19 protein-coding genes are annotated in these 21,379 nt (G+C 68.0%); 12 read left to right on the top strand and 7 right to left on the bottom strand.

What is annotated here, in order from left to right; genetic code table 11:
- Positions 1-158 precede the first annotated feature (158 nt).
- On the top strand, positions 159-3,347 hold the full coding sequence (locus tag ACWPKK_RS10325) for a PAS domain-containing protein (protein ID WP_452003471.1): 3,189 nt from the start codon (positions 159-161) through the stop codon (positions 3,345-3,347).
- An 87-nt stretch (positions 3,348-3,434) separates the two neighbouring features.
- Here ACWPKK_RS10325 and acnA read toward each other — a convergent pair whose 3' ends face one another.
- Together acnA and ACWPKK_RS10315 are read right to left on the bottom strand one after the other, a co-directional pair.
- The gene (gene acnA, locus ACWPKK_RS10320; RefSeq protein ID WP_452003469.1) at positions 3,435-6,122 is read right to left on the bottom strand and encodes an aconitate hydratase AcnA; all 2,688 of its coding nucleotides are present in this window, start codon (positions 6,120-6,122) and stop codon (positions 3,435-3,437) included.
- Positions 6,123-6,466: 344 nt separating this feature from the next.
- Positions 6,467-7,396 carry a class I SAM-dependent methyltransferase gene (locus ACWPKK_RS10315; RefSeq protein ID WP_452003466.1) on the bottom strand — a complete coding sequence of 310 codons (930 nt, stop codon included), beginning with the start codon at positions 7,394-7,396 and terminating at the stop codon, positions 6,467-6,469.
- Positions 7,397-7,790: 394 nt separating this feature from the next.
- Here ACWPKK_RS10315 and ACWPKK_RS10310 point away from each other — a divergent pair, with 394 nt between their 5' ends.
- The 4 genes from ACWPKK_RS10310 (at position 7,791) to ACWPKK_RS10295 (ending at position 9,904) form a co-directional block, all read left to right on the top strand.
- On the top strand, positions 7,791-8,393 hold the full coding sequence (locus ACWPKK_RS10310; protein WP_452003464.1) for an NUDIX domain-containing protein: 603 nt from the start codon (positions 7,791-7,793) through the stop codon (positions 8,391-8,393).
- A 22-nt stretch (positions 8,394-8,415) separates the two neighbouring features.
- A complete protein-coding gene (locus tag ACWPKK_RS10305) occupies positions 8,416-9,042 on the top strand; it encodes a 3'-5' exonuclease (protein WP_452003461.1) in 627 nt (208 codons plus the stop codon).
- 140 nt (positions 9,043-9,182) lie between these two features.
- Entirely contained in the window at positions 9,183-9,467 is a 285-nt protein-coding gene (locus ACWPKK_RS10300; RefSeq protein WP_452003459.1) for a YciI family protein, read from the top strand.
- Positions 9,468-9,484: 17 nt separating this feature from the next.
- Complete coding sequence (locus tag ACWPKK_RS10295) at positions 9,485-9,904, top strand: EVE domain-containing protein (RefSeq protein ID WP_452003456.1); 420 nt, start codon at positions 9,485-9,487, stop codon at positions 9,902-9,904.
- Positions 9,905-10,080: 176 nt separating this feature from the next.
- Here the strand turns inward: ACWPKK_RS10295 and ACWPKK_RS10290 are convergent, their stop codons facing one another.
- Complete coding sequence (locus ACWPKK_RS10290; RefSeq protein WP_452003454.1) at positions 10,081-10,305, bottom strand: hypothetical protein; 225 nt, start codon at positions 10,303-10,305, stop codon at positions 10,081-10,083.
- Positions 10,306-10,716: 411 nt separating this feature from the next.
- On the opposite strand from ACWPKK_RS10290, the gene acs reads away from it, so the two are divergent.
- Entirely contained in the window at positions 10,717-12,657 is a 1,941-nt protein-coding gene (acs, locus tag ACWPKK_RS10285; protein WP_324870012.1) for an acetate--CoA ligase, read from the top strand.
- Between the two features lie 209 nt (positions 12,658-12,866).
- Here the strand turns inward: acs and ACWPKK_RS10280 are convergent, their stop codons facing one another.
- From ACWPKK_RS10280 to ACWPKK_RS10270, 3 genes are all read right to left on the bottom strand, one after another.
- Positions 12,867-13,361, bottom strand: coding sequence for a hypothetical protein (locus ACWPKK_RS10280; RefSeq protein ID WP_324870013.1), 495 nt, complete (start codon positions 13,359-13,361; stop codon positions 12,867-12,869).
- On the bottom strand, positions 13,358-13,897 hold the full coding sequence (locus ACWPKK_RS10275) for a hypothetical protein (RefSeq protein WP_452003449.1): 540 nt from the start codon (positions 13,895-13,897) through the stop codon (positions 13,358-13,360). The genes ACWPKK_RS10280 and ACWPKK_RS10275 overlap by 4 nt, the downstream gene beginning before the upstream one ends.
- Positions 13,898-14,040: 143 nt before the next feature.
- Positions 14,041-15,078, bottom strand: coding sequence for a DctP family TRAP transporter solute-binding subunit (locus ACWPKK_RS10270; RefSeq protein WP_324870015.1), 1,038 nt, complete (start codon positions 15,076-15,078; stop codon positions 14,041-14,043).
- Positions 15,079-15,131: 53 nt separating this feature from the next.
- On the opposite strand from ACWPKK_RS10270, the gene ACWPKK_RS10265 reads away from it, so the two are divergent.
- The 6 genes from ACWPKK_RS10265 (at position 15,132) to cowN (ending at position 19,765) form a co-directional block, all read left to right on the top strand.
- On the top strand, positions 15,132-15,800 hold the full coding sequence (locus tag ACWPKK_RS10265; RefSeq protein WP_452003445.1) for an OmpA family protein: 669 nt from the start codon (positions 15,132-15,134) through the stop codon (positions 15,798-15,800).
- 89 nt (positions 15,801-15,889) lie between these two features.
- The gene (locus ACWPKK_RS10260; protein ID WP_452003442.1) at positions 15,890-16,354 is read left to right on the top strand and encodes a cupin domain-containing protein; all 465 of its coding nucleotides are present in this window, start codon (positions 15,890-15,892) and stop codon (positions 16,352-16,354) included.
- A gap of 89 nt (positions 16,355-16,443) precedes the next feature.
- The gene (lpxD, locus tag ACWPKK_RS10255) at positions 16,444-17,589 is read left to right on the top strand and encodes a UDP-3-O-(3-hydroxymyristoyl)glucosamine N-acyltransferase (RefSeq protein ID WP_452003439.1); all 1,146 of its coding nucleotides are present in this window, start codon (positions 16,444-16,446) and stop codon (positions 17,587-17,589) included.
- Positions 17,590-17,790: 201 nt separating this feature from the next.
- Positions 17,791-18,573, top strand: a complete 783-nt coding sequence (locus tag ACWPKK_RS10250; RefSeq protein ID WP_452003436.1) for an RNA methyltransferase — start codon at positions 17,791-17,793, stop codon at positions 18,571-18,573.
- Between the two features lie 22 nt (positions 18,574-18,595).
- Positions 18,596-19,324, top strand: coding sequence for a LytTR family transcriptional regulator DNA-binding domain-containing protein (locus ACWPKK_RS10245; RefSeq protein ID WP_452003433.1), 729 nt, complete (start codon positions 18,596-18,598; stop codon positions 19,322-19,324).
- A 144-nt stretch (positions 19,325-19,468) separates the two neighbouring features.
- A complete protein-coding gene (cowN, locus tag ACWPKK_RS10240) occupies positions 19,469-19,765 on the top strand; it encodes a N(2)-fixation sustaining protein CowN (RefSeq protein ID WP_452003432.1) in 297 nt (98 codons plus the stop codon).
- Between the two features lie 28 nt (positions 19,766-19,793).
- On the opposite strand, the gene ACWPKK_RS10235 is transcribed toward cowN, so the two are convergent.
- On the bottom strand, positions 19,794-21,152 hold the full coding sequence (locus ACWPKK_RS10235; protein ID WP_452003429.1) for a PQQ-dependent sugar dehydrogenase: 1,359 nt from the start codon (positions 21,150-21,152) through the stop codon (positions 19,794-19,796).
- Positions 21,153-21,379 lie beyond the last annotated feature (227 nt).

Below are 21,379 nucleotides of genomic sequence, written 5' to 3'. Positions count from 1 at the left end.
ATTCTTTCGATTGGTGGGGAGCTTTCCGCCTATTCTACCCAACTGTTTTCTAAATTAACCGGCGCTTAACCATAAGTGCGTTAGCGATAGGCAAGCGGCACGGTGGCGCGCCCGATGCGCCATCCGGTCGGTTTCGCGGTGGGAGCCTCGTCTACGCCATGACCCTTCTGGCACGCCTCTTCATCCTGGTCCTGCTCGCGGTTCTGCCGGCGATCGGCATCCAGATCTACAGCGTGCTCGAACAGCGGGCGGAGCGCGAGGCGGAGGTCACTCTCCAGGCCGAACGGCTGCTGCGCCAGGTGGAAAGCGAACATGTCCGCATCTTGGACAGCGCCCGCCTGATGGTCACCGCGGTGACGGAGGCCCCCTTCCTGCGCGGAGACGGGAGCGGGGGCGAGGTCGCCGGCTGCCAAGCCTATCTGGAGCGGCTGTCCGCCCGTTCCGCCGACTATCGCACCCTGTCGGTCACCGATGCCGGCGGGCGCATCAGGTGCAGCGCCGACCCGGCGCGCATCGGCTCCTCCCTGACCTCCCAGCCGCATTTCCGCCGCGCGATGGCCCAGGGGCGTTTCGTGGTCGGCGAATGGACGATCACCCATTCCGGCGTCGCCGGCGGCGAGCTTCCGGTCGCGGTTCCCTACACCGATGCCGAGGGCAAGCGGGCCGGCGTGATCGCCCTGTCTCTCGACGTGCCGCGGCTGACCTCCATCTTCGCCACCCGCCCGATGCCGGAGAACACGGCCCTGACCGTCGCCGACCGGTCCGGCACCATCCTGGTCAAGCTGCCGGGTACCCAGGGCCGCGTCGGCGAGCGGCTGCCCGACAATTACCTGCCGCTGCTGTCGGCGACCGACATGGGTGTGACGATGCTGCCTGGACTGGACGGCGTCTCCCGCATCCTGGCCTTCTCCCCGCCCACCGCCGGAATCCGCGACCTGTTCATCAGCGTCGGCGTCGACCGCGGCGCCGCGATGGGGGCGGTGGACCGCGCCACCCGCGACGGGCTGCTGATGACCCTGTCGGGCTTCCTGGTCGCCGCCGCCGCCGCCTGGATCGGCGGCACCGTGTTCATCCGCCGCCCGGTCGACGCGCTGGTCTGCGCCGCCCGCGACTGGAGCGAGGGCAAGACCGCCACCCGCGTCAAGCTGTCCGACCGCTCGTCGGAGATCGGCCAGCTCGGCCATGCCTTCGACATGATGGCCGACCGGCTGGAAGCGCGCGAAGCGGCGCTGCGCCAGTCGGAAGGCCACATCCGCGCGGTTCTGGACGCGCTGCCGGCCTATGTCGGCGTGCTGACGCCGGACGGGGCGGTGGCCCAGGTCAACCGTGCCGCCGCCGATGCCGCCGGACTGCCCGCCGCCCGCATCGTCGGCCGCCCCTTCGACGAGATCTGCTGGCTGTCCTTCGACGACGCCGGGCGTGAACGGCTGCGCCAGGCGCTGGCGCTGGGCGCGCATGGCCGCTCCTCCCGCTTCGACTCCGGGCTGCGGCTGGGCGACGGGCGCGAGATGACCGTCGACGTCAACCTGACCCCGATGGTCGATGCCGACGGCCATGTCACCCACCTGATCGCGTCGGGCATCGACATCACCGAGCGCAAGCGCACCGAGGAGGCCCTGCGCGTCGCCGAGGAGCGCGTGCGCACCGGGCTGCGCAATTCGGGCGTGGCGGTGTTCAACCAGGACCGCGAGCTGCGCTACACCTGGTCCCATTCCGAATTGCTGGGCTTCTCGCCGGAGACGCTCAATGGCCGTACCGACGCCGACCTGTTCGACCATGGCGAGGAAGCCGACAACCTGATGGCGCTGAAGCGCCGCGTGATGGAAAGCGGCGTCGGCGCGCGGGAGGAGGTTCGCATCCGCTGCAAGGGCGAGGAGCGCTTCTTCGACCTGACCGTCGATCCGCTGCGCGATCCCTCCGGCCGGGTGGAGGGCGTCACCTGCGCCGCCGTCGAGGTCACCGACCGCAAGAAGGCCGAGGCCGAGCTGCACCGTGCGCGGGAGGAGGCCGACCAGGCCAACGAAGGCAAATCGAAGTTCCTGGCCGCCGCCAGCCACGACCTGCGCCAGCCGGTCCAGTCGCTCTATCTCTTCACCGCGGCGCTGAGCGACCGGCTGCAGGGGCACCCGGCGCTGCCGATCCTGGACAACATCCGCCAGGGGCTGGACACGCTGAAGAGCCTGCTGGACGGCCTGCTCGACATGTCGCGGCTGGAGTCCGGCAAGATCGTCGCCACTCCGGTCGAGGTGCGGCTGAACCAACTGCTCGGCCGGCTGGTCGCCGAATATGGCCCGCGCGCCGCCCAGAAGGGGCTGGAACTGCGCGCCGTGCCGACCCGTGCCTGGGTGCGCACCGACCCGGCCCATCTGGAGCGTATCCTGCGCAATCTGGTGGAAAACGCCCTGCGCTACACCACCGGCGGCAAGGTGCTGCTGGGCTGCCGCCGCACGCCGTCGGGCATGCGGGTGGAGGTCTGGGACACCGGCGCCGGCATCCCCGCCGACCGGCTGGAGGACATCTTCGAGGAGTTCACCCAGCTGGGCGAGCGCAGCGAGCGCGGCCTGGGCCTGGGGCTGGCCATCGTCAAGCGGCTGTCGCGGCTGCTCGGTCATCCGGTGACGGTGCGGTCGTGGGAGGGCAAGGGCTCGGTCTTCGCGGTGGAGCTGCCGCGGGTGATCCTGGGCAATGCCCGTCCCGCCAGCGGCACGGCCGCCGCCGCGGCGACGCTGGCCCGCCGCTCCGCCGCCGCCAACGATGCGGCCAATGCCGCCGCCAATGACCGCGGACAGGCGATCAGCGCCATCGCCAGCGCGTTCGGTGGCGGCAAGGGCAGGGGGGCGACGAATGGCGGTGGAGGCGACGTTGCGGTCAAGACGGCGGTCGCCGCGCCTGCCGTGGCCTCTTCGTCGATCCAATCACCCGCAGCGCCCGCTGCTCAGCGAGCGACGGCGGCCACACCGGGCCAGGGAGCGGATGCCAAGGGCATGGTGCTGGTGATCGACGACGAGGCGATCATCCTGCTCGGCCTGAAGGCGATCTTGGAAGGGTGGGGGTATGACGTGCTGACAGCCAAGTCGGGCGATCAGGCGCTGGAGCGGCTGCGCGCCGACGGACGCTGCCCGCAGATCGTGCTGGCCGACTACCAGCTCCAGCAGGGCCGCACCGGCCCGGAGGCGGTTGTCGCGGTGCAGGCCATGCTGGGCCGGACCGTTCCCGGCATCATCCTGACCGGCGACACCAGTTCCGAACGCCAGGAAGAGGCCGAACGCCGCGGCTTCCGCCTGCTGCACAAGCCGGTCTTCCCCAACGACCTCCGCCGCATGATGGCGAGCGCCGGGGCTGCGTGAGGGCACGCGGGCCAAAACAGGACACCAAGAAAAAGGGCCGCTCCCCACCGGGAAGCGGCCCTTTTCTTACTCAGCCCATGGCAGGCCTTACTTCGCCAGATTCCGCAGCACGAAGTTCAGCACGCCGCCATTCCTGTAATACTCCACCTCGTCCACCGTATCGATGCGCAGCAGGAGCGGATAGGTCTCCACCTTGCCGTCGGCGCGGGTCAGGGTCAGGGTGACGTCCTTGCGCGGGCGCAGGTCCTGTTCGATGCCGGCGATGTCGAAGGTCTCCGACCCGTCCATCTTCAGGTCGGCGCGGGTGATGCCGTCCTTGAACTGCAGCGGCAGGATGCCCATGCCGACGAGGTTGGAGCGGTGGATGCGCTCGAAGCTCTCGGCGATCACCGCGCGGATGCCCAGCAGCCGGGTGCCCTTCGCCGCCCAGTCGCGGCTCGACCCCGTTCCGTATTCCTTGCCGGCGACCACGACCAGCGGCACGCCTTCGTCGGCATAGCGCATGGCGGCGGTGTAGATCGGCAGCTGTTCGCCCGACGGATAGTGCTTGGTCTCGCCGCCTTCCACGCCGGGGATTAGTTCGTTGCGGATGCGGATGTTGGCGAAGGTGCCGCGCATCATGACTTCATGGTTGCCGCGGCGGGCACCGTAGCTGTTGAAGTCATTTGTCCGGACCTGATAGCTCAGCAGGTACTCGCCGGCCGGGCTGGTCCTCTTGATCGATCCGGCGGGAGAGATGTGGTCGGTGGTGATCGAATCGCCCAGCACCGCCAGCGCCCGCGCCCCCCGCACGTCCGACACCGGGTCCGGCGTCTTGGTCAGGCCACTGAAGAAGGGCGGCAGCTTCACGTAGGTGGAGCCCTCCTGCCACTGGTAGGTCTGGCCTTCGGCGGTGGCGATGGCCTGCCACTGCTCCGGGCCCTTGAACACGTCGGAATAGCGGCTGCGGAACATGTCCGCGGTCAGCGAGGCGTCGATGGCGTCCTGCACCTCGCGGTTGGTCGGCCAGATGTCCTTCAGGTAGACCGGGCCGTCGGTGCCCTCGCCGATCGGGTCCGTCGTCAGGTCGATGTTCAGGTTGCCGGCCAGCGCATAGGCGACGCACAGCGGCGGCGAGGCCAGATAGTTGGCGCGGGTGTGCGGGTTGACGCGCCCTTCGAAGTTGCGGTTGCCCGACAGCACGGCGCCGACCACGAGGTTGCCCTCCTCCACCGCCGCGGCGATTGGTTCCGGCAGCGGGCCGGAATTGCCGATGCAGGTGGTGCAGCCATAGCCGACGATGTTGAAGCCGATGCGGTCCAGATAGGGTTGCAGCCCGGCCTTGGCGAGATAGTCGGTGACCACCTGGGAACCCGGCGCCAGCGAGGTCTTGACCCAAGGCTTCTGCTTCAGCCCCTTTTCCACCGCCTTCTTGGCCAGCAGGCCGGCGGCGACCAGCACCGCCGGGTTGGAGGTGTTGGTGCAGGACGTGATGGCGGCGATGACGACGGCGCCCTGTTCCAGGCTGTAGTCGGCGCCCTTCACCGGAACCGCCTTCTTCGGATCGTCGGCCTTGTAGGCCTCGGTCATGTCCTTGGCGAAGCCCTGGGCGAGGCCCGACAGGGCGACACGGTCCTGCGGACGCTTCGGACCGGCCAGCGACGGCTCCACCGTGGCCATGTCCAGTTCCAGCACCTCGGTGAACACCGGATCGGGGCTGTCCGGCTCGCGCCACATGCCCTGGGCCTTGGCATAGGCCTCGACCAGCGCCACGCGGTCGGGATCGCGGCCGGTGAAGGTCAGGTAGCGGATGGTCTCGGCGTCGATGGGGAAGATGCCGCAGGTGGCGCCATATTCCGGCGCCATGTTGCCGATGGTGGCGCGGTCGGGCAGCGTCATGCTGTCCAGCCCCGGCCCGAAGAACTCCACGAACTTGCCGACCACGCCCTTCTTGCGCAGCATCTGGGTGACGGTCAGCACCAGATCGGTGGCGGTCATGCCCTCCTTCATCCGGCCGGTCAGCTTGAAGCCGACGACTTCCGGGATCAGCATGGAGATCGGCTGGCCCAGCATCGCGGCCTCCGCCTCGATGCCGCCGACGCCCCAGCCAAGAACAGACAGGCCGTTGACCATGGTGGTGTGGCTGTCGGTGCCGACCAGCGTGTCGGGATAGGCCACCGGCTTGCCGGACGGGTCATTGTCCGTCCACACCACCTGCGCCAGATATTCGGTGTTGACCTGATGGCAGATGCCGGTGCCCGGCGGCACCACGCGGAAATTGTCGAAGGCCTTCTGGCCCCAGCGAAGAAAGGCGTAGCGTTCCAGGTTGCGCTCGAATTCCAGTTCGACGTTCTTTTCGAAGGCGTCGTTGCCGCCGAAGTAATCGACCATCACCGAGTGGTCGATGACGAGGTCGACCGGAACCAGCGGGTTGATCTTCGCCGGATCGCCGCCCAGCGACGCCATCGCCTCGCGCATCGCCGCCAGATCGCAGACCGCCGGCACGCCGGTGAAGTCCTGCATCAGCACGCGCGCCGGACGATAGGCGATTTCACGGTCGGACCGCTTGTCGACCAGCCATTGGGCCACCGCCTTCACGTCGTCGACGGAGACGGTGCGCCCGTCCTCGAACCGCAGCAGGTTTTCCAGCAGCACCTTCATCGAGAACGGCAGCCGCGACAGATCGCCGAGACCCGCCTGTTCGGCGGCCTTCAGGCTGAAATAGTCGTAGCTCTTGCCGCCCGCGGTGAGCGAGCGGCGGGTCTTCAGCGAATCCTGACCGGTGAAGGTGGTCACGGGAAGCCTCCTTGGCTTTGGGTCGGGCGTGCGCCTTGGGCGGCGCTTGGGAGGGCGCTTCGATTACGGTCCGGCTGATGACGGTCAAGAGGACGCCAGAGATCGTCCAAAAGACTGGGGCGGCCGCAAGGGCGCCCGTGCGTCATGCAGGCAAGATGTAGGGCGTGGTCTGTACAGATCAAACGTCTGGCTCGAAGAAAGCGGGAGCATGGGCATGGTCGTGGGTGTGGTGCCGGACCTGTCGATCAGGACGGCCTGAAGGCAAAGCTCATCGAACGTCCTATGCGGTATCGATGGATGCTCTCTTTACTCATATGAACATTAGGGATGTCTGCTCGGAAGCGTTACGCCGGCTTCATCGCCACGTAACGGACGAAGCGCAGCCCGCTGCCCAGCACCCGCAGCCGCGCCCACCACAGGGCAAGCTCGCGCTTCAGCGCCGCCAGCACCGGGGCCGCCGGCGGTACGGCGTTGGCCAGCGTGTCTGCCAGCCTGCGCACACGGTCGATGATGTGGCGGCGGTGCAACTGGGTCAGATCCTCCGAAATGCGGAGGTCGAGGTTGCGTTGCGTCAACTCGTCGGCCATGCGGGTGGCGGTCCAGGGATAGACCTCCATCGGCTCCTCGTCCCGCCATGCGGTCCAGGCATCCCAGGAACCGGGAGCACCGTCGATCACGTAATCGAACAGGGCGACGCCGCCCTTGGGCTTCACGCACTCGCCGACCCGGTCCAGGAACAGTTCCTTGTCGCGAACCCGGTGGACGACGCGGTCGGCCATGACGAGGTCGAAGCTGCCGGCCTGATTGAAATGCTCCGGGTCGTAATGGGCGATCGGCGCCTTCTTCGACAGTCTCAGAGCCTTCGACCGGTCCATCGCCAGCTTCGCCAGCAACGGCGACGGCTCCAGCCCGGTCACCCAGGTGTCGCAACTCTCCACCAGGGCGCGGGCAGTCCCGCCGAGACCGGCCGACAGGTCCAGCACGCTCTTGGCGGGATTCAGCCCGAAGGAGCGGACGGAGTCGATCATCCACGCCGCCTCCTCCGGCCCGGTCATGTCCTGGCCCCAAAGAAGCTGTGCCCCCTCGCTGCGTGCGGGCGACCAGACGGGGTCGCCATGGCGGTCGAGTTGCATCAACGCCAGCCGGTCCAGTTCCGGATTGCCACCGGACGCCGGGCCGGGGGCAAGCGGATCGACCGCAGCGGGGAAGGGAGCGGAAAGACCGAACGCGGTGCCGACCGCATTGACCGGCCCGTGCTTGCGCTCATCCGTCAAGTTACGCAGGGCAGACCGGTTCGTAACGCGGGGCAACCGAGAGAGGTCATACCCTTCCCACCAGGCAACCAAACGGTTACGCCAGTCGGGATTTCGCCACCGCTCCAAATCCTGTGGACTGAACTGCGGAGCCACGTAGCTGCCCTTTCCAGGTCAATGGGCGGGTTGCCGCCCCACCCATTCGGAGTATGACCGCGACTTTTCCTGACACGATTTAGAAGTAAGTGCGGTCGATTTGTCTGTCAAGAAACCATTATTTAACGATTTGGACTTGGTTTCCGCCAATTGTTGGAAAATTTTATCATTTTTTGTCTGTGACCTGCCGCGGTGCAGCCATTGCGACCGCGGGGCCGTCTCCCTATACTCCGATCGCAACCGACGGAGGGGGCCTCGCGTGCCGATCGAAACCGGTGAGTCCACCGGCAATCCCTGGACCGTGCTGACCAGCACGACGAAGTACGAGAATGCCTGGATGGAGGTGGTCGAGCATAAGGTTCTGACCCCGAAGGGCGCTCCCGGCATCTACGGCGTCGTCCATCCCCGCAGCCTGGCCACCGGCGTGGTGCCGATCCACGACGACGGCACGGTGACCCTGGTCGGCCAGTATCGGTTCCCGCTGAAGCAATACAGCTGGGAAATTCCGGAAGGCGGCGGGCGCAAGGGGGTGGAACCGCAGGAATCGGCGGCGCGCGAATTGCGCGAGGAAACCGGCCTGACGGCGCGGCGCTGGATGCCGCTGATGAAGCTGCACCTGTCCAACTGCATCACCGACGAGGTCGCCCATACCTTCGTCGCCTGGGGTCTGGAGCAGGGCGAGTCCGCCCCCGACGAGACCGAGGTTCTGGCGGTCCGCCGCGTGCCCTTCCCCAAGGTGATCGACATGGTGCTGGCCGGCGCCATCACCGATGCCATGGCGGTCGCCAGCCTGCTGAAGCTGCGGGTTCTGGCGGCGGAAGAGGCGCTTCCCGAGGATCTGGCCGGCATTCTCCGCCTCTGACCTGCCTGCAAATCGGACATCAATGACCGTCATCTCCGGCCACGCCGTCGCCATCGACTTCGAAACCGCCAACGAGACCCGCACCAGCGCCTGCTCCATCGGCGTCGCCTGGATCGAGAACGGCCGCGTGACCGGGACGGAGGAGCATCTGATCCGCCCGCGCGAGTTGCGCTTCAACTCCTTCAACAGCGCCATCCACGGCATCCGCGAAGAGGACGTGGCCGGGGCGCCCGAATTCCCGGAGGTTTGGGCGGCCCTGCGCGAGCGGGTGCAGGGCCGGCTGATCCTGGCGCACAACGCCGCCTTCGACCTCAGCGTCTTGCGCCACACCCTGACCGACTACGGGCTCGACTGGCCCGCCTGCGACTATCTCTGCACGGTCGTGCTGGCGCGCCGTGCCTGGCCGGCGCTGACCGCGCACAGGCTGAACCACTTGGCCGATTTCCTGGGCATCGCGCTCGACCACCACCGTGCCGGCAGCGATGCCGAAGCCTGCGGCCGCATCGCGCTGGCTGCCACGCAGGAGATGGGGCTGCGCGGCTTCGGCGAAATCGAGCGCGCCGGCATCAGCCTGGGCCGCATCGCGCCCGGCGGTTACAGCCCCTGCAAGGGGGGCAAGGCGCAGCGTCGTCCGCGTGTGGTGGCATAAAGCCGAAGGGGCAAGCCCACGCTTTCCCGCCGCCGTCCCCTGCATTCAAATTCTTGCGATCGGATTCACGCTTCAAATCGATTCCGATTTTCCGCGATCCGATCTAGGCTCCCGCTCCATCGTATGGAGGAGGGGACCGCATGCTGTTCATGTTCCATTGCGTCGACAAGGCGGGTGCCGCCGATGTCCGCGCCGCCAACCGCGCCGAGCATCTGGCCTATCTGGAAGCCAACGCCGACCGTATCTTTGCCGCCGGTCCGCTGCTGTCGGACGACCAGAGCGGCATGGTCGGCAGCCTGCTGATCGTCGAGTGCGCCGATGCCGCGGCGGCGCAGGAGTTCGCCGCCGGCGATCCCTATGCCAAGGCCGGCCTGTTCGACAGCGTGACGATCCGGCCCTGGCGCCGCGTCTACCCCAAGGCCTGAGCGGGAGAGCGCCGGCTATGGCCTATTGGCTGCTGAAGTCCGAGCCGTTCAAATACTCGTGGGACCGCATGGTCGCCGACGGCCGGACCCATTGGGACGGGGTGCGCAATCACCAGGCGTCCAACAATCTGAAGGCGATGGAGGTGGGCGACCGCGCCTTCTTCTATCACTCCAACGAAGGGCTTGAGATCGTCGGCATCGTCGAAATCGTCCGCACCTATTATCCGGACCCGAGCGATGAGTCCGGCCGCTTCGGCATGGTCGACGTCGCCCCGGTGATGCCGGTGAAGACGCCCGTCACGCTGAAGCAGATCAAGGCCGATCCGCTGCTGCAGTCGATGGCGCTGGTCCGCCAGTCCCGCCTGTCGGTCTGCCCGGTCAGCGACGAGGAATGGGGGCGTGTGTGCGATCTGGCGGGGGTTGGGGTGCCGGCTTGAGGGGCTGCCGAATGCCCCCACCCTAACCCTCCCCCGCTCTCGGCGGACCGAAGGTCCGTCCGATGCGGGGGAGGAAATTGGACCTTTGTTGGCGTGCAGCGGCAGTCCCTCCCCCGCCCAGCGGGGGAGGTTAGGTGGGGGTCTAACGCCAACACGCCTTGCACTTAATGGAAAACCTACTCCGCCGCGTCCTGCATCGCCGCGTGGAAGTCGTTGGTCGCCTGCTTCATGCGCCGGGCGATGTCCGCCACGCCGGCGGCGGAATTCACGTTGAGGGGAGCGCCGAGCGCGCGCAGCGTGGCGTCGATGGCCATCAGGCTGGTGCGGTCGGCAAGACAGGCGAGGCGGTCGCTGCGGTCGCCGGTTTCGGGAAGATCATCCGCGTTCGTGGTGCTGGGCATTGCGATCCTTGCCGACGATGATCGTTACCGTGATGCAGCAACTCTATAGCTGCCACCCGGTTAAGGTCGGGTTAAGCAAGGGATCACCCGTTACAGGATGGTCATGACGCGTTTTGCACTGCGGCGCGGCGGATGGTCGCGGCAAAGGATCGACGCAATAGTCGCCGCCGCCCGGACCCGACCGGCGCCGGATCCTGCGTGCCCTGATTTGCTTGGGTATGCTTGAGGAAGAAACAGTCTCGCGCCGCAAAATCAGCGACACAATCCTCCTTTGGTCGGGGGGCCTGCGGGGGCCGATTTGCTTGTTAGTCCCGCAACATGTGTGGATAATGCCGCTCAATTCCGGGCGGCGGCCCGCCGCCCTGCAACATCTTCCGGCCAATTCGGAAGCACCACGGGGGAATCGCACTCATGACCGACAACAGCTTCTTTCCGGTGAAGCCCGAGATCGCGGCGACCGCCCACGTGAATGCGGAAGCCTATGCCCGCATGTACGAGCAGTCGGTCAAGGACCCCGAGGCCTTCTGGGGCGAGCAGGGCAAGCGGCTCGACTGGATCAAGCCCTACAGCAAGGTGAAGGACGTCAACTTCAACGACGACGTTCACATCCGCTGGTTCTACGACGGCACGCTGAACGTTTCGGCCAACTGCATCGACCGCCACCTGGCGACCCGCGGCGACCAGACCGCCATTCTGTTCGAAGGCGACGATCCCGGCGTTTCCAAGGCCGTCACCTACAAGGAACTGCACGAGAAGGTCAGCCGCCTCGCCAACGTCCTGAAGAAGAACGGCGTCAAGAAGGGCGACCGCGTCACCATCTACCTGCCGATGATCCCGGAGGCCGCCTATGCGATGCTGGCCTGCACCCGCATCGGCGCCGTGCACTCCATCGTCTTCGGCGGCTTCTCGCCCGACAGCCTGAAGGACCGCATCGTCGACTGCGACAGCCATTTCGTCATCACCTCCGACGAGGGTCTGCGCGGCGGCCGCAAGGTGCCGCTGAAGGCCAACGCGGACAAGGCGGTTGCCGGCGCGCCGATGGTCAAGCATGTGCTGGTCGTCAAGCACACCGGCGGCAACGTCGCTTGGACCGAGGGCCGCGACCTCTGGTATCATGAGGAGATGGAGACCGTCTCCGCCGACTGCCCGCCGGAGGAGATGAGCGCCGAGGATCCGCTGTTCATCCTCTACACCTCCGGTTCGACCGGCAAGCCGAAGGGCGTGCTGCACACCACCGGCGGCTATCTCGTCTATGCGTCGATGACCCACCAGTATGTCTTCGACTACAAGGACGGCGAGGTCTACTGGTGCACGGCGGACGTGGGTTGGGTCACCGGCCATAGCTACATCGTCTACGGCCCGCTCGCCAACGGCGCGACCACGCTGATGTTCGAAGGCATCCCGACCTATCCGGACTCCTCGCGCTTCTGGCAGGTCATCGACAAGCACAAGGTCAACATCTTCTACACCGCCCCCACCGCCATCCGCTCGCTGATGCGCGAGGGCGAGGGCCCGGTCAAGAAGACGTCGCGCGCCTCGCTCCGCGTCCTGGGTTCGGTCGGCGAGCCGATCAATCCGGAAGCCTGGCTGTGGTACTACAACGTGGTCGGCGACGCCCGCTGCCCGATCGTCGACACCTGGTGGCAGACGGAGACCGGCGGCATCCTGATCACGCCGCTGATCGGCGCCATCGGCCAGAAGCCGGGTTCGGCGACCAAGCCGTTCTTCGGTGTCCAGCCGGTCGTCGTCGACAACGAAGGCCAGATCCTGGACGGCGAGACCGAGGGCAACCTCTGCATTGCCGACGCATGGCCCGGCATGATGCGCACGGTGTTCGGCGACCACGAGCGTTTCGTCCAGACCTACTTCTCGACCTTCCCGGGCAAGTACTTCACCGGTGACGGCTGCCGCCGCGACGCCGACGGCTATTACTGGATCACCGGCCGCGTCGACGACGTCATCAACGTGTCCGGCCACCGCATGGGCACCGCAGAGGTCGAAAGCGCGCTGGTCGCCCACCCGAAGGTCGCCGAGGCCGCGGTCGTCGGCTATCCGCACGACCTGAAGGGCCAGGGCATCTACGCCTACGTCACGCTCAACGCCGGCGAGACCCCGACGGAAGAGCTGCGCAAGGAACTGGTCGCCTGGGTCCGCAAGGAGATCGGTCCGATCGCCTCGCCCGACCTGATCCAGTGGGCTCCGGGCCTGCCGAAGACCCGTTCGGGCAAGATCATGCGCCGCATCCTGCGCAAGATCGCCGCGAACGAGCATGACAGCCTGGGCGACACCTCGACGCTGGCCGATCCGGGCGTGGTGACCGACCTGATCGACAACCGCATGAACAACGCTTGATCTGCGGTTGATGGAAGAGGGGGCGCTCTGGTGGGGCGCCCCTTTTTCTTGGAATATCGGTGGCATTTTGCCCCCTCCCTAACCCTCCCCCGCCTTCGGCGGTGGAGGGGACTGCCGCCGCTTTTCCGTCAGGCCCCCTCTCCCGCGATAGCGGGGGAGGGATGGGGAGGGGGCATCGTCAGCCGACCACGCTACAACACCGAATCCCCTCAACGCTCCGGCAGCACCAACTGCGCGGCGGGGGAGATGGCGAAAGCCGTGGGGGAGGGATAGCGTTCGGCGATCCGCTTGCGCGCGTCCTCGGCATTTTCGGCGGCGACGGCGTAATGGCGCACGCCCGACCATGGGGCGGTGGCGTCCAGCGCCTCCACCGCGACATACCACAGCGGGCCGCCGGAACGGGCGACGCGGTCGACGGAGTAAAACTCCATCGGCGCGAGTGCGGCCTCGTCGGTCACGGCCGATTGCAGGGACAGGATCTCGCCCTCCACCTCCGCCACTTCGCGGCGCAGGCCGGCCAGCGTTTCCTCCGTCTCCGCCCGGCGGAGTGCGGCGAGCTTGGCGTAGTTGGCGTAGACGTCCAGCCGCTCCTTCAGCGCGGCCAGCTTCTGCGACTGGCGGCGGGCGCGGATGCCGAGGATCCGTTCTCCCACCACACCCGCGCCCAGGCTGGCGACCGCCCCCAGCACCCAAAGGATGGTCATGGCGCGGCGGCTCCCGCAACGGCGTCCTGCTCGGCATCCTCGCCGGAAACTGTCACGCCGACGCCTTCATGGAAAATGCTGCGGGTCAGCATCTGGGCGGCGGCGAAATCGGCAGCCCAAACCTGCGCCACATTCTCGAAACGCCAGATGGTGGGATGAACCACCGCCTTGGCGTCGGGTTGGGCGACGAAGCCCGGCGCCATCGCCAGCCGGAAGGCGAAGCACTTGCGCCCAGGCTCCGGCCGGCCGATCTCGTGGATGAAGAGGCGCGACGCCGCGGCTCGCTTGCCGCCGCGGCGGCTGAGGATCAGCTTGTCGGTCGACAGTTCGACCAGCTTGGCCTTCATTGCGCCGATGCCGGCCTGCATGGCCTCAAGCTCGTTGGCCTGACGTTCCAGCGCATCGCGCTCCCTGATCAGGGTCGCGCCGGCGCGGCGGATTTCCTGGTCGGTGCGTAGGATCAACCCGCGCCGGACCGCCAGGAACAGCAGGGTGGCGCCGATGCAGAACAGCGCCAGCAGCATTTCCGACGTCATACGGCCCGCTCCGCAAACCATCCGGCAAGTTGGGGGAGTTGTAGCGCAATCCGCACGGGCACGCATCACAAGCAAGTGCCCTGCGGTCATGAAAAACGGCGCCCCTGAAGGCGCCGCCTTTCGTCATTCCCGCGAGAAGGTGCTTACTTCCGCTCGGCGATGGCGGTCTGGGCGGCCTTCACCAGATCGGGACCGATCTGCTTGGACCACTTGTCGAAGACCGGCTGGGTGGCGGTCTGGAAGGCCTTCTGCTGCTCCGGCGTCAGGCGGACGACCTCGACGCCCTGGGCGGCGATGTCCTTCAGCAGGCTGTCGTCCTCGGCGGTGATGCCCTTGCGCGAGATCGCCACCTCTTCGGCCGCGGCCTGGACGGCGGCGGCGCGCACCGCTTCCTGGTCCTCCTTCGACCAGCTCGCCCACACCTCCTTGTTGACCACGAAGATCAACGGGTCGGCGACATAGCCCCACAGGGTCAGGTTCTTCTGGCCCAGCGTCGCCAGCTTGGCGGCGACGAAGATGGTCAGCGGGTTTTCCTGGCCGTCGACGGCGCCGGTGGACAGCGCGGGCTGTGCGTCGGCCCAACTCATCTGCGTCGGGTTGGCGCCCAGCGCCGTGAAGGTGTCGAGATAGAGCGGCGATCCGACGACGCGGATCTTCAGCCCCTTCAGGTCGGCCGGCGTGCGGATCGGGTGCTTGGAGTTGGAGATCTCGCGGAAGCCGTTCTCGCCCCAGGCTAGCGGCACCACGTCCTTGGTGGCGAGCAGGTCGAACAGCTTCTGGCCCACCTCGCCCTTGGTCAGGGCGTCCAGCGCCTTGTGGTCGGGCATCAGGAAGGGCAGGGAGAAGAGGTTCAGTTCCTTCACCTGCGGCGACCAGTTGATGGTGGAGCCGACCGCCATGTCGATGGTGCCCTGGCGGAGCGCGGTGAATTCCTTGGTCTGGTCGCCGTTCACCAGCGAGGTGCCGGGATACATCTTGATGTTGATGCGGCCGCCGGTCTTCTCCTTGACCAGTTCGGCCCAGCGGTCGCCGCCCACACCCCAGGGGAAAGGCTTGCCCAGAACGGTGGAAAGCTTGTACTCCGCCTTGTAGTCGGCAGCGTTCGCAGCACCGGCCAGAACGGCGGGAACCGTCAGCGCGGCCAGCGCGATGCCGGCGAGCAGAGCCTTCAGCGATTTCATGCTTGTTTCCTCCCAAGCGCCCTATACGAAAGATACGGACCGGGATCGTACAGATGCACGCAGGACTGTTCCACGGGCAATGTGACACGACCGTCCGCGGTCCGAACAATGCGGCCATGCGGCTCGGCCTGATGCTCGGTGCTTGCGTCTGGCTGGTTCTACCGGTGGCCGCCATTGCCCAGGGGTTGCCCAACCCGGCCATGCCGATGGGACCGAATCCCAGCGAATGCGAGATCCAGGCGGCGCTGCTCGGCACCACCGGCCCCAACTGTCCGCCGGTGACGATGCAGCGTCCCGCCGCCCCGCCGCCGGCAACCGCGGCCGCTCCCCCGGGACCGGTGGCGCTGCCGCCGCTGCCGGGACCGGCCGCGCTGCCGGCGCCGGAACTGCGCGCCGCCTTCCGGGTGGAGTTCGACTTCAACTCCGCCCGCATCAAGCCGGAGTCGCGGGCGATCCTGGACAAGGTGGCCGCGGTGATGGCGACGGCGGGGAACACGCGCTTCCGCATCGTCGGCCATACCGATGCCGTCGGCGGCGATGCGGCCAACCTCACCCTGTCCAGGCGGCGGGCGGCGGCGGTGGTCGAGTATCTGGGGGCGAACCACCAAATTCGCCGTGACCGGCTGGAGGCATCGGGCATGGGCGCGCGGGAACTGCTGCTGCCCGACGAGCCGAAGGCGGCGGCCAACCGGCGGGTGGAGATCGTCAATCTGGGCGGCTGATTTTTTTGGTCCTGCCGGGAACCTTCGGGGGCTTGCGGTGTTGCGCAGGAGCGCCGCCGACCCTTACACCTTCCTGACCGGGAGAGCCGATGCCCGACTTCACCCCCGTGCCCATCGAAAGCCGCCGCATCGCCGATGACGAGACCGGCAAGCCCGCGGTGTTCGGCGCCATCCTGTCCGGCCAGCCGCAGGAGATTCACCGCAACCTGTTCGACGGCGACTTTGGCCGCTTCAAGTCGGGGGTGTGGCAATGCACACCGGGCTTGGTGGCGATGAGGGACTGGCCGTATCACGAGTTCTGCGTCCTGCTGTCCGGCCGCGTCATCATCACGCCCGAAGGCGGAATGCCGAGAGAATACAAGGCCGGCGACGCGCTGGTGCTGCCGATGGGATTTACCGGCACCTGGGAGATCCTGGAGACGGTGCGCAAATACTATGCGGTCCAGGCGCGCCAGCCGCTGCTGCGGCGGGTGAAGGAGCGGGTGAAGGGCTTGTTGCGTCGGGGCGCCAAGGGCGGGCAGACGGGAGATGCGCAGGCCGGGGCCGCGTTCTGATACCTCGCCATCCGCCGGACGCCCGTGTTAGGGTCCGCCGCGCCGTCCGGCAGGGCGGTTCATGACGACTCTGATACCGGTGCTCCCCCATGACCCAGCCCCACCCGACCCAGATCCCCCGTACTCTGGCCGAGATCGCCGAAGCGCTGGGCGCGACGGTCGAAGGCGACGGCTCCATCCTGGTCCGCCGTGCCGTCCACCCGTCGGAGGCGGAAGGGCCGGAGGATCTGGCGCTTGCCATGGACAAGGACCTGCTGGCCCTGCTGCCCGGCAGCAAGGCGGTCGCCGCCGTGGTCGCCGAGGGGGTCGAGGTGCCGGACGGCATCGAGAACCGCATCGTGGTGAAGCGCCCGCGCTATGCCATGGCCGGGATGCTCGACATCTTCGAGAAGCCGGTCCATGCCGAGCCTGGGGTGTCGCCGCAGGCCTATGTCGCGCCCGACGCGGTCGTGGCGCCGGATGCCTCCATCGCCCCCTTCGCCTACATCGGCCCGCGCGCCCGCATCGGGGCCGGCGCCATCATCCTGCCGCACGTCACCGTCGGTGCCGACGCGGTGATCGGCGACGGCTGCCTGCTGCATCCCGGCGCCCGCATCGGCGAGCGGGTGGAAATGGGCGCGCGCTGCATCATCCATCCCAACGCCGCCGTCGGCAACGACGGCTTCAGCTTCGTCACTCCGGAGCCGGGCAGCGTCGAATCGGCCAAGACCACCGGCCGCGTCGTCGGCACCAACGTGCTGATCCGCCGGGTGAACTCCATCGGCACGGTGATCCTGGGCGACGATGTCGAGATCGGCGCCGGCGCCACCATCGACCGCGGCACCGTGACGGCCACCCGCATCGGCAACGGCACCAAGATCGACAACCTCGTCCAGATCGGCCACAACGTCCAGGTCGGCACCAACTGCATGCTGTGCGGCCATGTCGGCGTCGCCGGCAGCACGGTGATCGGCGACCGCGTGGTGCTGGCCGGCAAGGTGGGCGTGGCCGACCATGTGAAGATCGGCAGCGACGCGGTGGTGGCCGCCAATTCCGGCGTCGGCATGGACATCCCGCCGAAGTCGGTGTGGATGGGCTATCCCGCCGTGCCGCGCGCCCGCGCCTTCGAACAATACAAGGGCCTTGCCCGCCTGAAGCGCCTGTTCGCCGACGTCTCCGACCTGAAGAAGCGCCTGACCGCCATCGACGGCGGCCCGGTGAAGGTCGAGGCGGAGCCGTCGGAGCAGCAGGAATAAGCCGGGCGCCGGTCCGGATTGCCCCCTCCCTCCCCCGGCTTCGCCGCGGGTCCCTCCCTCCCCCGCCCTCGGTCGACCGCAGGTCGATCCGATCGCGGGAGAGGGGATGATGCGCAATACGGCGGCAGTTCCCTCTCCCTCGAAGAGGGGGAGGGTTAGGGAGGGGGCCTCAGCACTTCACCTCAAACGAACTTACGTCCCATGACCTCCGGCCAGAACCCCACGCGTGAGTCCATCCTAGGCGGCCCCGCCGTCATCCTGGTGCAGCCGCAACTCGGCGAGAACATCGGCGCCTGCGCACGCGCGATGCTGAATTGCGGGCTGACCGACCTGCGCCTCGTCAAGCCGCGCGACGGCTGGCCGAACCCGAAGGCGAGTGCCGCCGCATCGGGCGCCGACCTCGTCATCGACAACGCCAGGATCTTCGAGACGACGGCAGAGGCGGTCGCCGACCTCGAGGCGGTCTACGCCACCACCGTGCGCACCCGCGACATGATCCAGCGCTTCGTCACACCGCGCGTCGCGGCGGGCGAGATGCGGGAACGTTATGCCGCCGGGCAGAAGGTCGGCGTGATGTTCGGGCCGGAGCGCACCGGGCTGTTCAACGACGACCTGACCTTCGCCCAGACGCTGGTTACGGTGCCGCTGAACCCGGCCTTCTCCTCGCTCAACCTGGCGCAGGCGGTCCTGCTGATCGGCTACGAATGGTTCCAGGCCGGCGACCGCACGCCCGACCGCTTCCTGCACACCGGCCAGACCCGCCCGGCGACGATGGCGGAACGGGTGAATTTCTTCGAGCGTCTGGAGGCGGCGCTGGACCGCACCGGCTTCTTCACCAGCGAGGAAAAGCGCCCGTCGATGGTCCGCACCCTGCGCAACGCCTTCGAACGGATGGAGATGACCGAGCAGGAGGTGCGCACCTTCCACGGCGTCGTCACCGCCCTGGTGCAGGGCAGCCGCCGGAAAGGCGAGAGCCAGGACTGAATCACCGCTATAGTGGGCGTCCATGGACTATGCGTTGCAGAACATGGACGTCGGGCTGGTGCTGCTGGACAGCGCGCGGCGCGTGCTGACCCTCAATCCGGCGGCGGTGCGGCTGTTGGGGGAACGGGCGGCCGGGCTGGTCGGCGCCTATCTGCACGACCTGCACCCGCCCTCGCACCGGGCCAAGGTGGAACTGCTGCTGGCCGCGGCCGGCGATCCGGCCGCTCCGGCCTCCGCCTGTTCGATGATGGTGGCGCTGCCCGGCCGGGTTCTGGTGGTGAAGGCGACCGCGCTGGCGCCCGCCGCGACGGTGGCGGAGGGGAGTGCCGTCACCGCCCTGATGCTGATGGAGGCGGCGCGGCCCGTTCCGCTGCCGGCCATCGCCGATGCGCCGGTCGCTGCGGAGCAGGCTCCCGAACCGCTGGTCAAGCTGCCGGTGGAAAAGGGGCAGGGCATCGTCCTGCTCGACCCGGCGGATGCCGTCTACCTGCAGGCCGACGGCCATTACACCACCGTCCACACCGGCGACGGCGCCTTCTTCTGCGGCCTGCCCCTGTCGGAGTTGGAGGCTCGGCTCGATCCGCGGTCCTTCGTGCGCACCCACCGCGGCTACATCGTCAACCTGCGCCATGCCCGCGCGGTGGAGCGGCAGGACGGCCGCGCCGCCTTCGTCATGGCCGCCCCCGGCGCTCCCCGCGTGCCGGTCAGCCGCAACCGGGCCGACGCGCTGAAGAAGCGGCTGGCGCTTTAGGCGTCTCCGTTCACGCAGCGATTCCACCGTTCGCGCAGGCCGGATGCCGCTGGTGCTGCGCGGCTTGCGGGCAGGGTCGCGTTTGGCGAAGCATCGATGCCATGTTCCCCACCCCTGGCAACCGGCATGAGGAGGCCCCATCCCGTGGACAGCATTGACGCGCCCGACCGTTACGTCTCGTTCAAGGGAATCGATTGCGAGGGCAACAGCCGCCGCATCATCGAACGGCTGTACATGCACATCGACGATCCGGCCAAGACCAACGCCTTCTGGGAGCGGTTCCGCGCCAAGCTGGCGGTTGCCGAGGACCCGCTGAAGCGGCAGGCCGACGGGCTGTGCCTGCTCTGCTCCAACATCTATTACATCGCCGACCTGTTCGAAGAGCATGACGACGAGGAGGGGCTGGCGATGCTGCGCCGGCTGGAGGACGAGTGCTGTTGACCGGATCGCGGATCGGGCGGCGGCACGGTCACGGTCTGGCTGCCGGTTCCGGCTCCCGGTCCGCCGCGGCATAGGCCACCCGCCAGACCGTGCCGGAAGCGTCCTCGGCGATCAGCAGGGCGCCGTCGGCGGCGACCGCCAGCCCGCTCGGCCGGCCCCAGACCCGCGGGGTCTCGTCGCCGTCCGACCGGCTGTCGATGCGGAAGCCGGTGACGAAGGTCTCGTAGGTGCCGGTCGGGCGGTTCCTGTCGAAGGGGGCGGTGTCGAAGGGCACGAAGGCGATGGCGTATCCGGTGGGGCGGGACCGGTTCCACGACCCGCGCAGAGCCACGAAGGCGCCCATGCGGTAGCGCTCCGGAAAATGGGTGGCGTCGCCGAAGACCAGCCCGATCGGCGCGGAATGGGCTTGGAACAGCAGCCCCGGTACCAGCGCCGCCTTGACCAGGTCCGGCCGCCGCCCCGCCAGATCCGGCTGCGGGTTGGCGCCGATGTAGGAATAGGGCCAGCCATAAAAGCCGCCGGGGGTCACCGCGGTCAGGAAATCGGGAACCAGCTGGTCGCCCAGCCCGTCGCGCTCGTTCACCACGGCATAAAGGTCGCCGGTGCCCGGCTTGAAGGCAAGGCCGACCGGGTTGCGCAGCCCGCCGGCGAACAGGCGCTGGCCGCTGCCGTCGATGCGGAATTCCTGGATGGTGGCGCGCGGTTCCGGCTCCACCCCGATGTTCCCCTCCGACCCGATGCCGACGTAGAAATGCCGGCCGTCCGGCGCCACCACGACGGAGCGGGTGTTGTGGCCGCCGCGCTTACCGAAGGCGCCCTCCGGGGTCAGCCGCCGCCGCTCCCCCGCCTGTGCGGTCCCGGCCGTCCAGGGCAGCCGCCAGACCCCGTTCAGGTCGCCGGCCAGCACCGCCCCGTCATGGAAGGCGAGGCCGAAGGGATGGTCGAAGCCCTCGGCCCAGACCTGGGCCATCTCCGCATGGCCATCGCCATCGCCGTCGCGCAGCAGGGTCAGGGTGCCGGGTCGCTGCTGGGCCACCAGCACGTCGCCGTTGGGCAGGACCAGCAGGTTGCGCGCATTCTCCACCCCGTCGCGGAACAGGGTGACGGTGAAGCCGCGCGGTGCCCGCAGCGGCTGGTTTCCGGGCCGCGGCACCAGCACGGCCTCGTTGGCGACGGCAGGCGTGGCATAAGGCTTGGGCAGCGTTTCCATCCGCACATGCACCTCGGCGCCGACCGTCTGCATCGGGTCCGTCCGCACCGGCCCCGTCATCGACGCCTGGGCCAGCGCCGTCGCGGCCGGGATGGTGCAGACCGCCAGAGCCAGCAGGCCGGCGCCCAACAGGGTGGTTGGGAGAAACTTGGCAGTGACGAGGCGGCGGTCGGCCATCGATCGGGGCACTTTCAAACGGGGCGGGAGCGGAAACGGGCGGCATGACAAATATGGGGCACGATGCCGCCGGCCGCGTGCAAAGGCAGGCGGTGCAAGGGGGGCTGTACCGTCGGGGTCCCCCGCAAGCGCCGGATGTCCCCATCGTCACCGTTGCGCACATCAAGTTGCTTGCGGTCACGGAGCGCGCCAGACCATACTCCGACCGATCTAGGCGAAAAGGCTGG

The organism is Azospirillum largimobile, assembly GCF_977007025.2.
Note: the sequence above shows the minus strand (reverse complement) of the source record. Positions and strands in the feature narration are given on the sequence as shown.

Excerpts from the sequence above, each read along its gene's own strand:
- ACWPKK_RS10325 (WP_452003471.1), top strand. The coding sequence starts at position 159 with ATGACCCTTCTGGCACGCCTCTTCATCCTGGTCCTGCTCGCGGTTCTG.
- ACWPKK_RS10305 (WP_452003461.1), top strand. The coding sequence starts at position 8,416 with ATGACCGTCATCTCCGGCCACGCCGTCGCCATCGACTTCGAAACCGCC.
- ACWPKK_RS10300 (WP_452003459.1), top strand. The coding sequence starts at position 9,183 with ATGCTGTTCATGTTCCATTGCGTCGACAAGGCGGGTGCCGCCGATGTC.
- ACWPKK_RS10295 (WP_452003456.1), top strand. The coding sequence starts at position 9,485 with ATGGCCTATTGGCTGCTGAAGTCCGAGCCGTTCAAATACTCGTGGGAC.
- ACWPKK_RS10290 (WP_452003454.1), bottom strand. The coding sequence starts at position 10,305 with ATGCCCAGCACCACGAACGCGGATGATCTTCCCGAAACCGGCGACCGC.
- acs (WP_324870012.1), top strand. The coding sequence starts at position 10,717 with ATGACCGACAACAGCTTCTTTCCGGTGAAGCCCGAGATCGCGGCGACC.
- ACWPKK_RS10280 (WP_324870013.1), bottom strand. The coding sequence starts at position 13,361 with ATGACCATCCTTTGGGTGCTGGGGGCGGTCGCCAGCCTGGGCGCGGGT.
- ACWPKK_RS10275 (WP_452003449.1), bottom strand. The coding sequence starts at position 13,897 with ATGACGTCGGAAATGCTGCTGGCGCTGTTCTGCATCGGCGCCACCCTG.
- ACWPKK_RS10270 (WP_324870015.1), bottom strand. The coding sequence starts at position 15,078 with ATGAAATCGCTGAAGGCTCTGCTCGCCGGCATCGCGCTGGCCGCGCTG.
- ACWPKK_RS10265 (WP_452003445.1), top strand. The coding sequence starts at position 15,132 with ATGCACGCAGGACTGTTCCACGGGCAATGTGACACGACCGTCCGCGGT.
- ACWPKK_RS10260 (WP_452003442.1), top strand. The coding sequence starts at position 15,890 with ATGCCCGACTTCACCCCCGTGCCCATCGAAAGCCGCCGCATCGCCGAT.
- lpxD (WP_452003439.1), top strand. The coding sequence starts at position 16,444 with ATGACCCAGCCCCACCCGACCCAGATCCCCCGTACTCTGGCCGAGATC.
- ACWPKK_RS10250 (WP_452003436.1), top strand. The coding sequence starts at position 17,791 with ATGACCTCCGGCCAGAACCCCACGCGTGAGTCCATCCTAGGCGGCCCC.
- ACWPKK_RS10245 (WP_452003433.1), top strand. The coding sequence starts at position 18,596 with ATGGACTATGCGTTGCAGAACATGGACGTCGGGCTGGTGCTGCTGGAC.
- ACWPKK_RS10235 (WP_452003429.1), bottom strand. The coding sequence starts at position 21,152 with ATGGCCGACCGCCGCCTCGTCACTGCCAAGTTTCTCCCAACCACCCTG.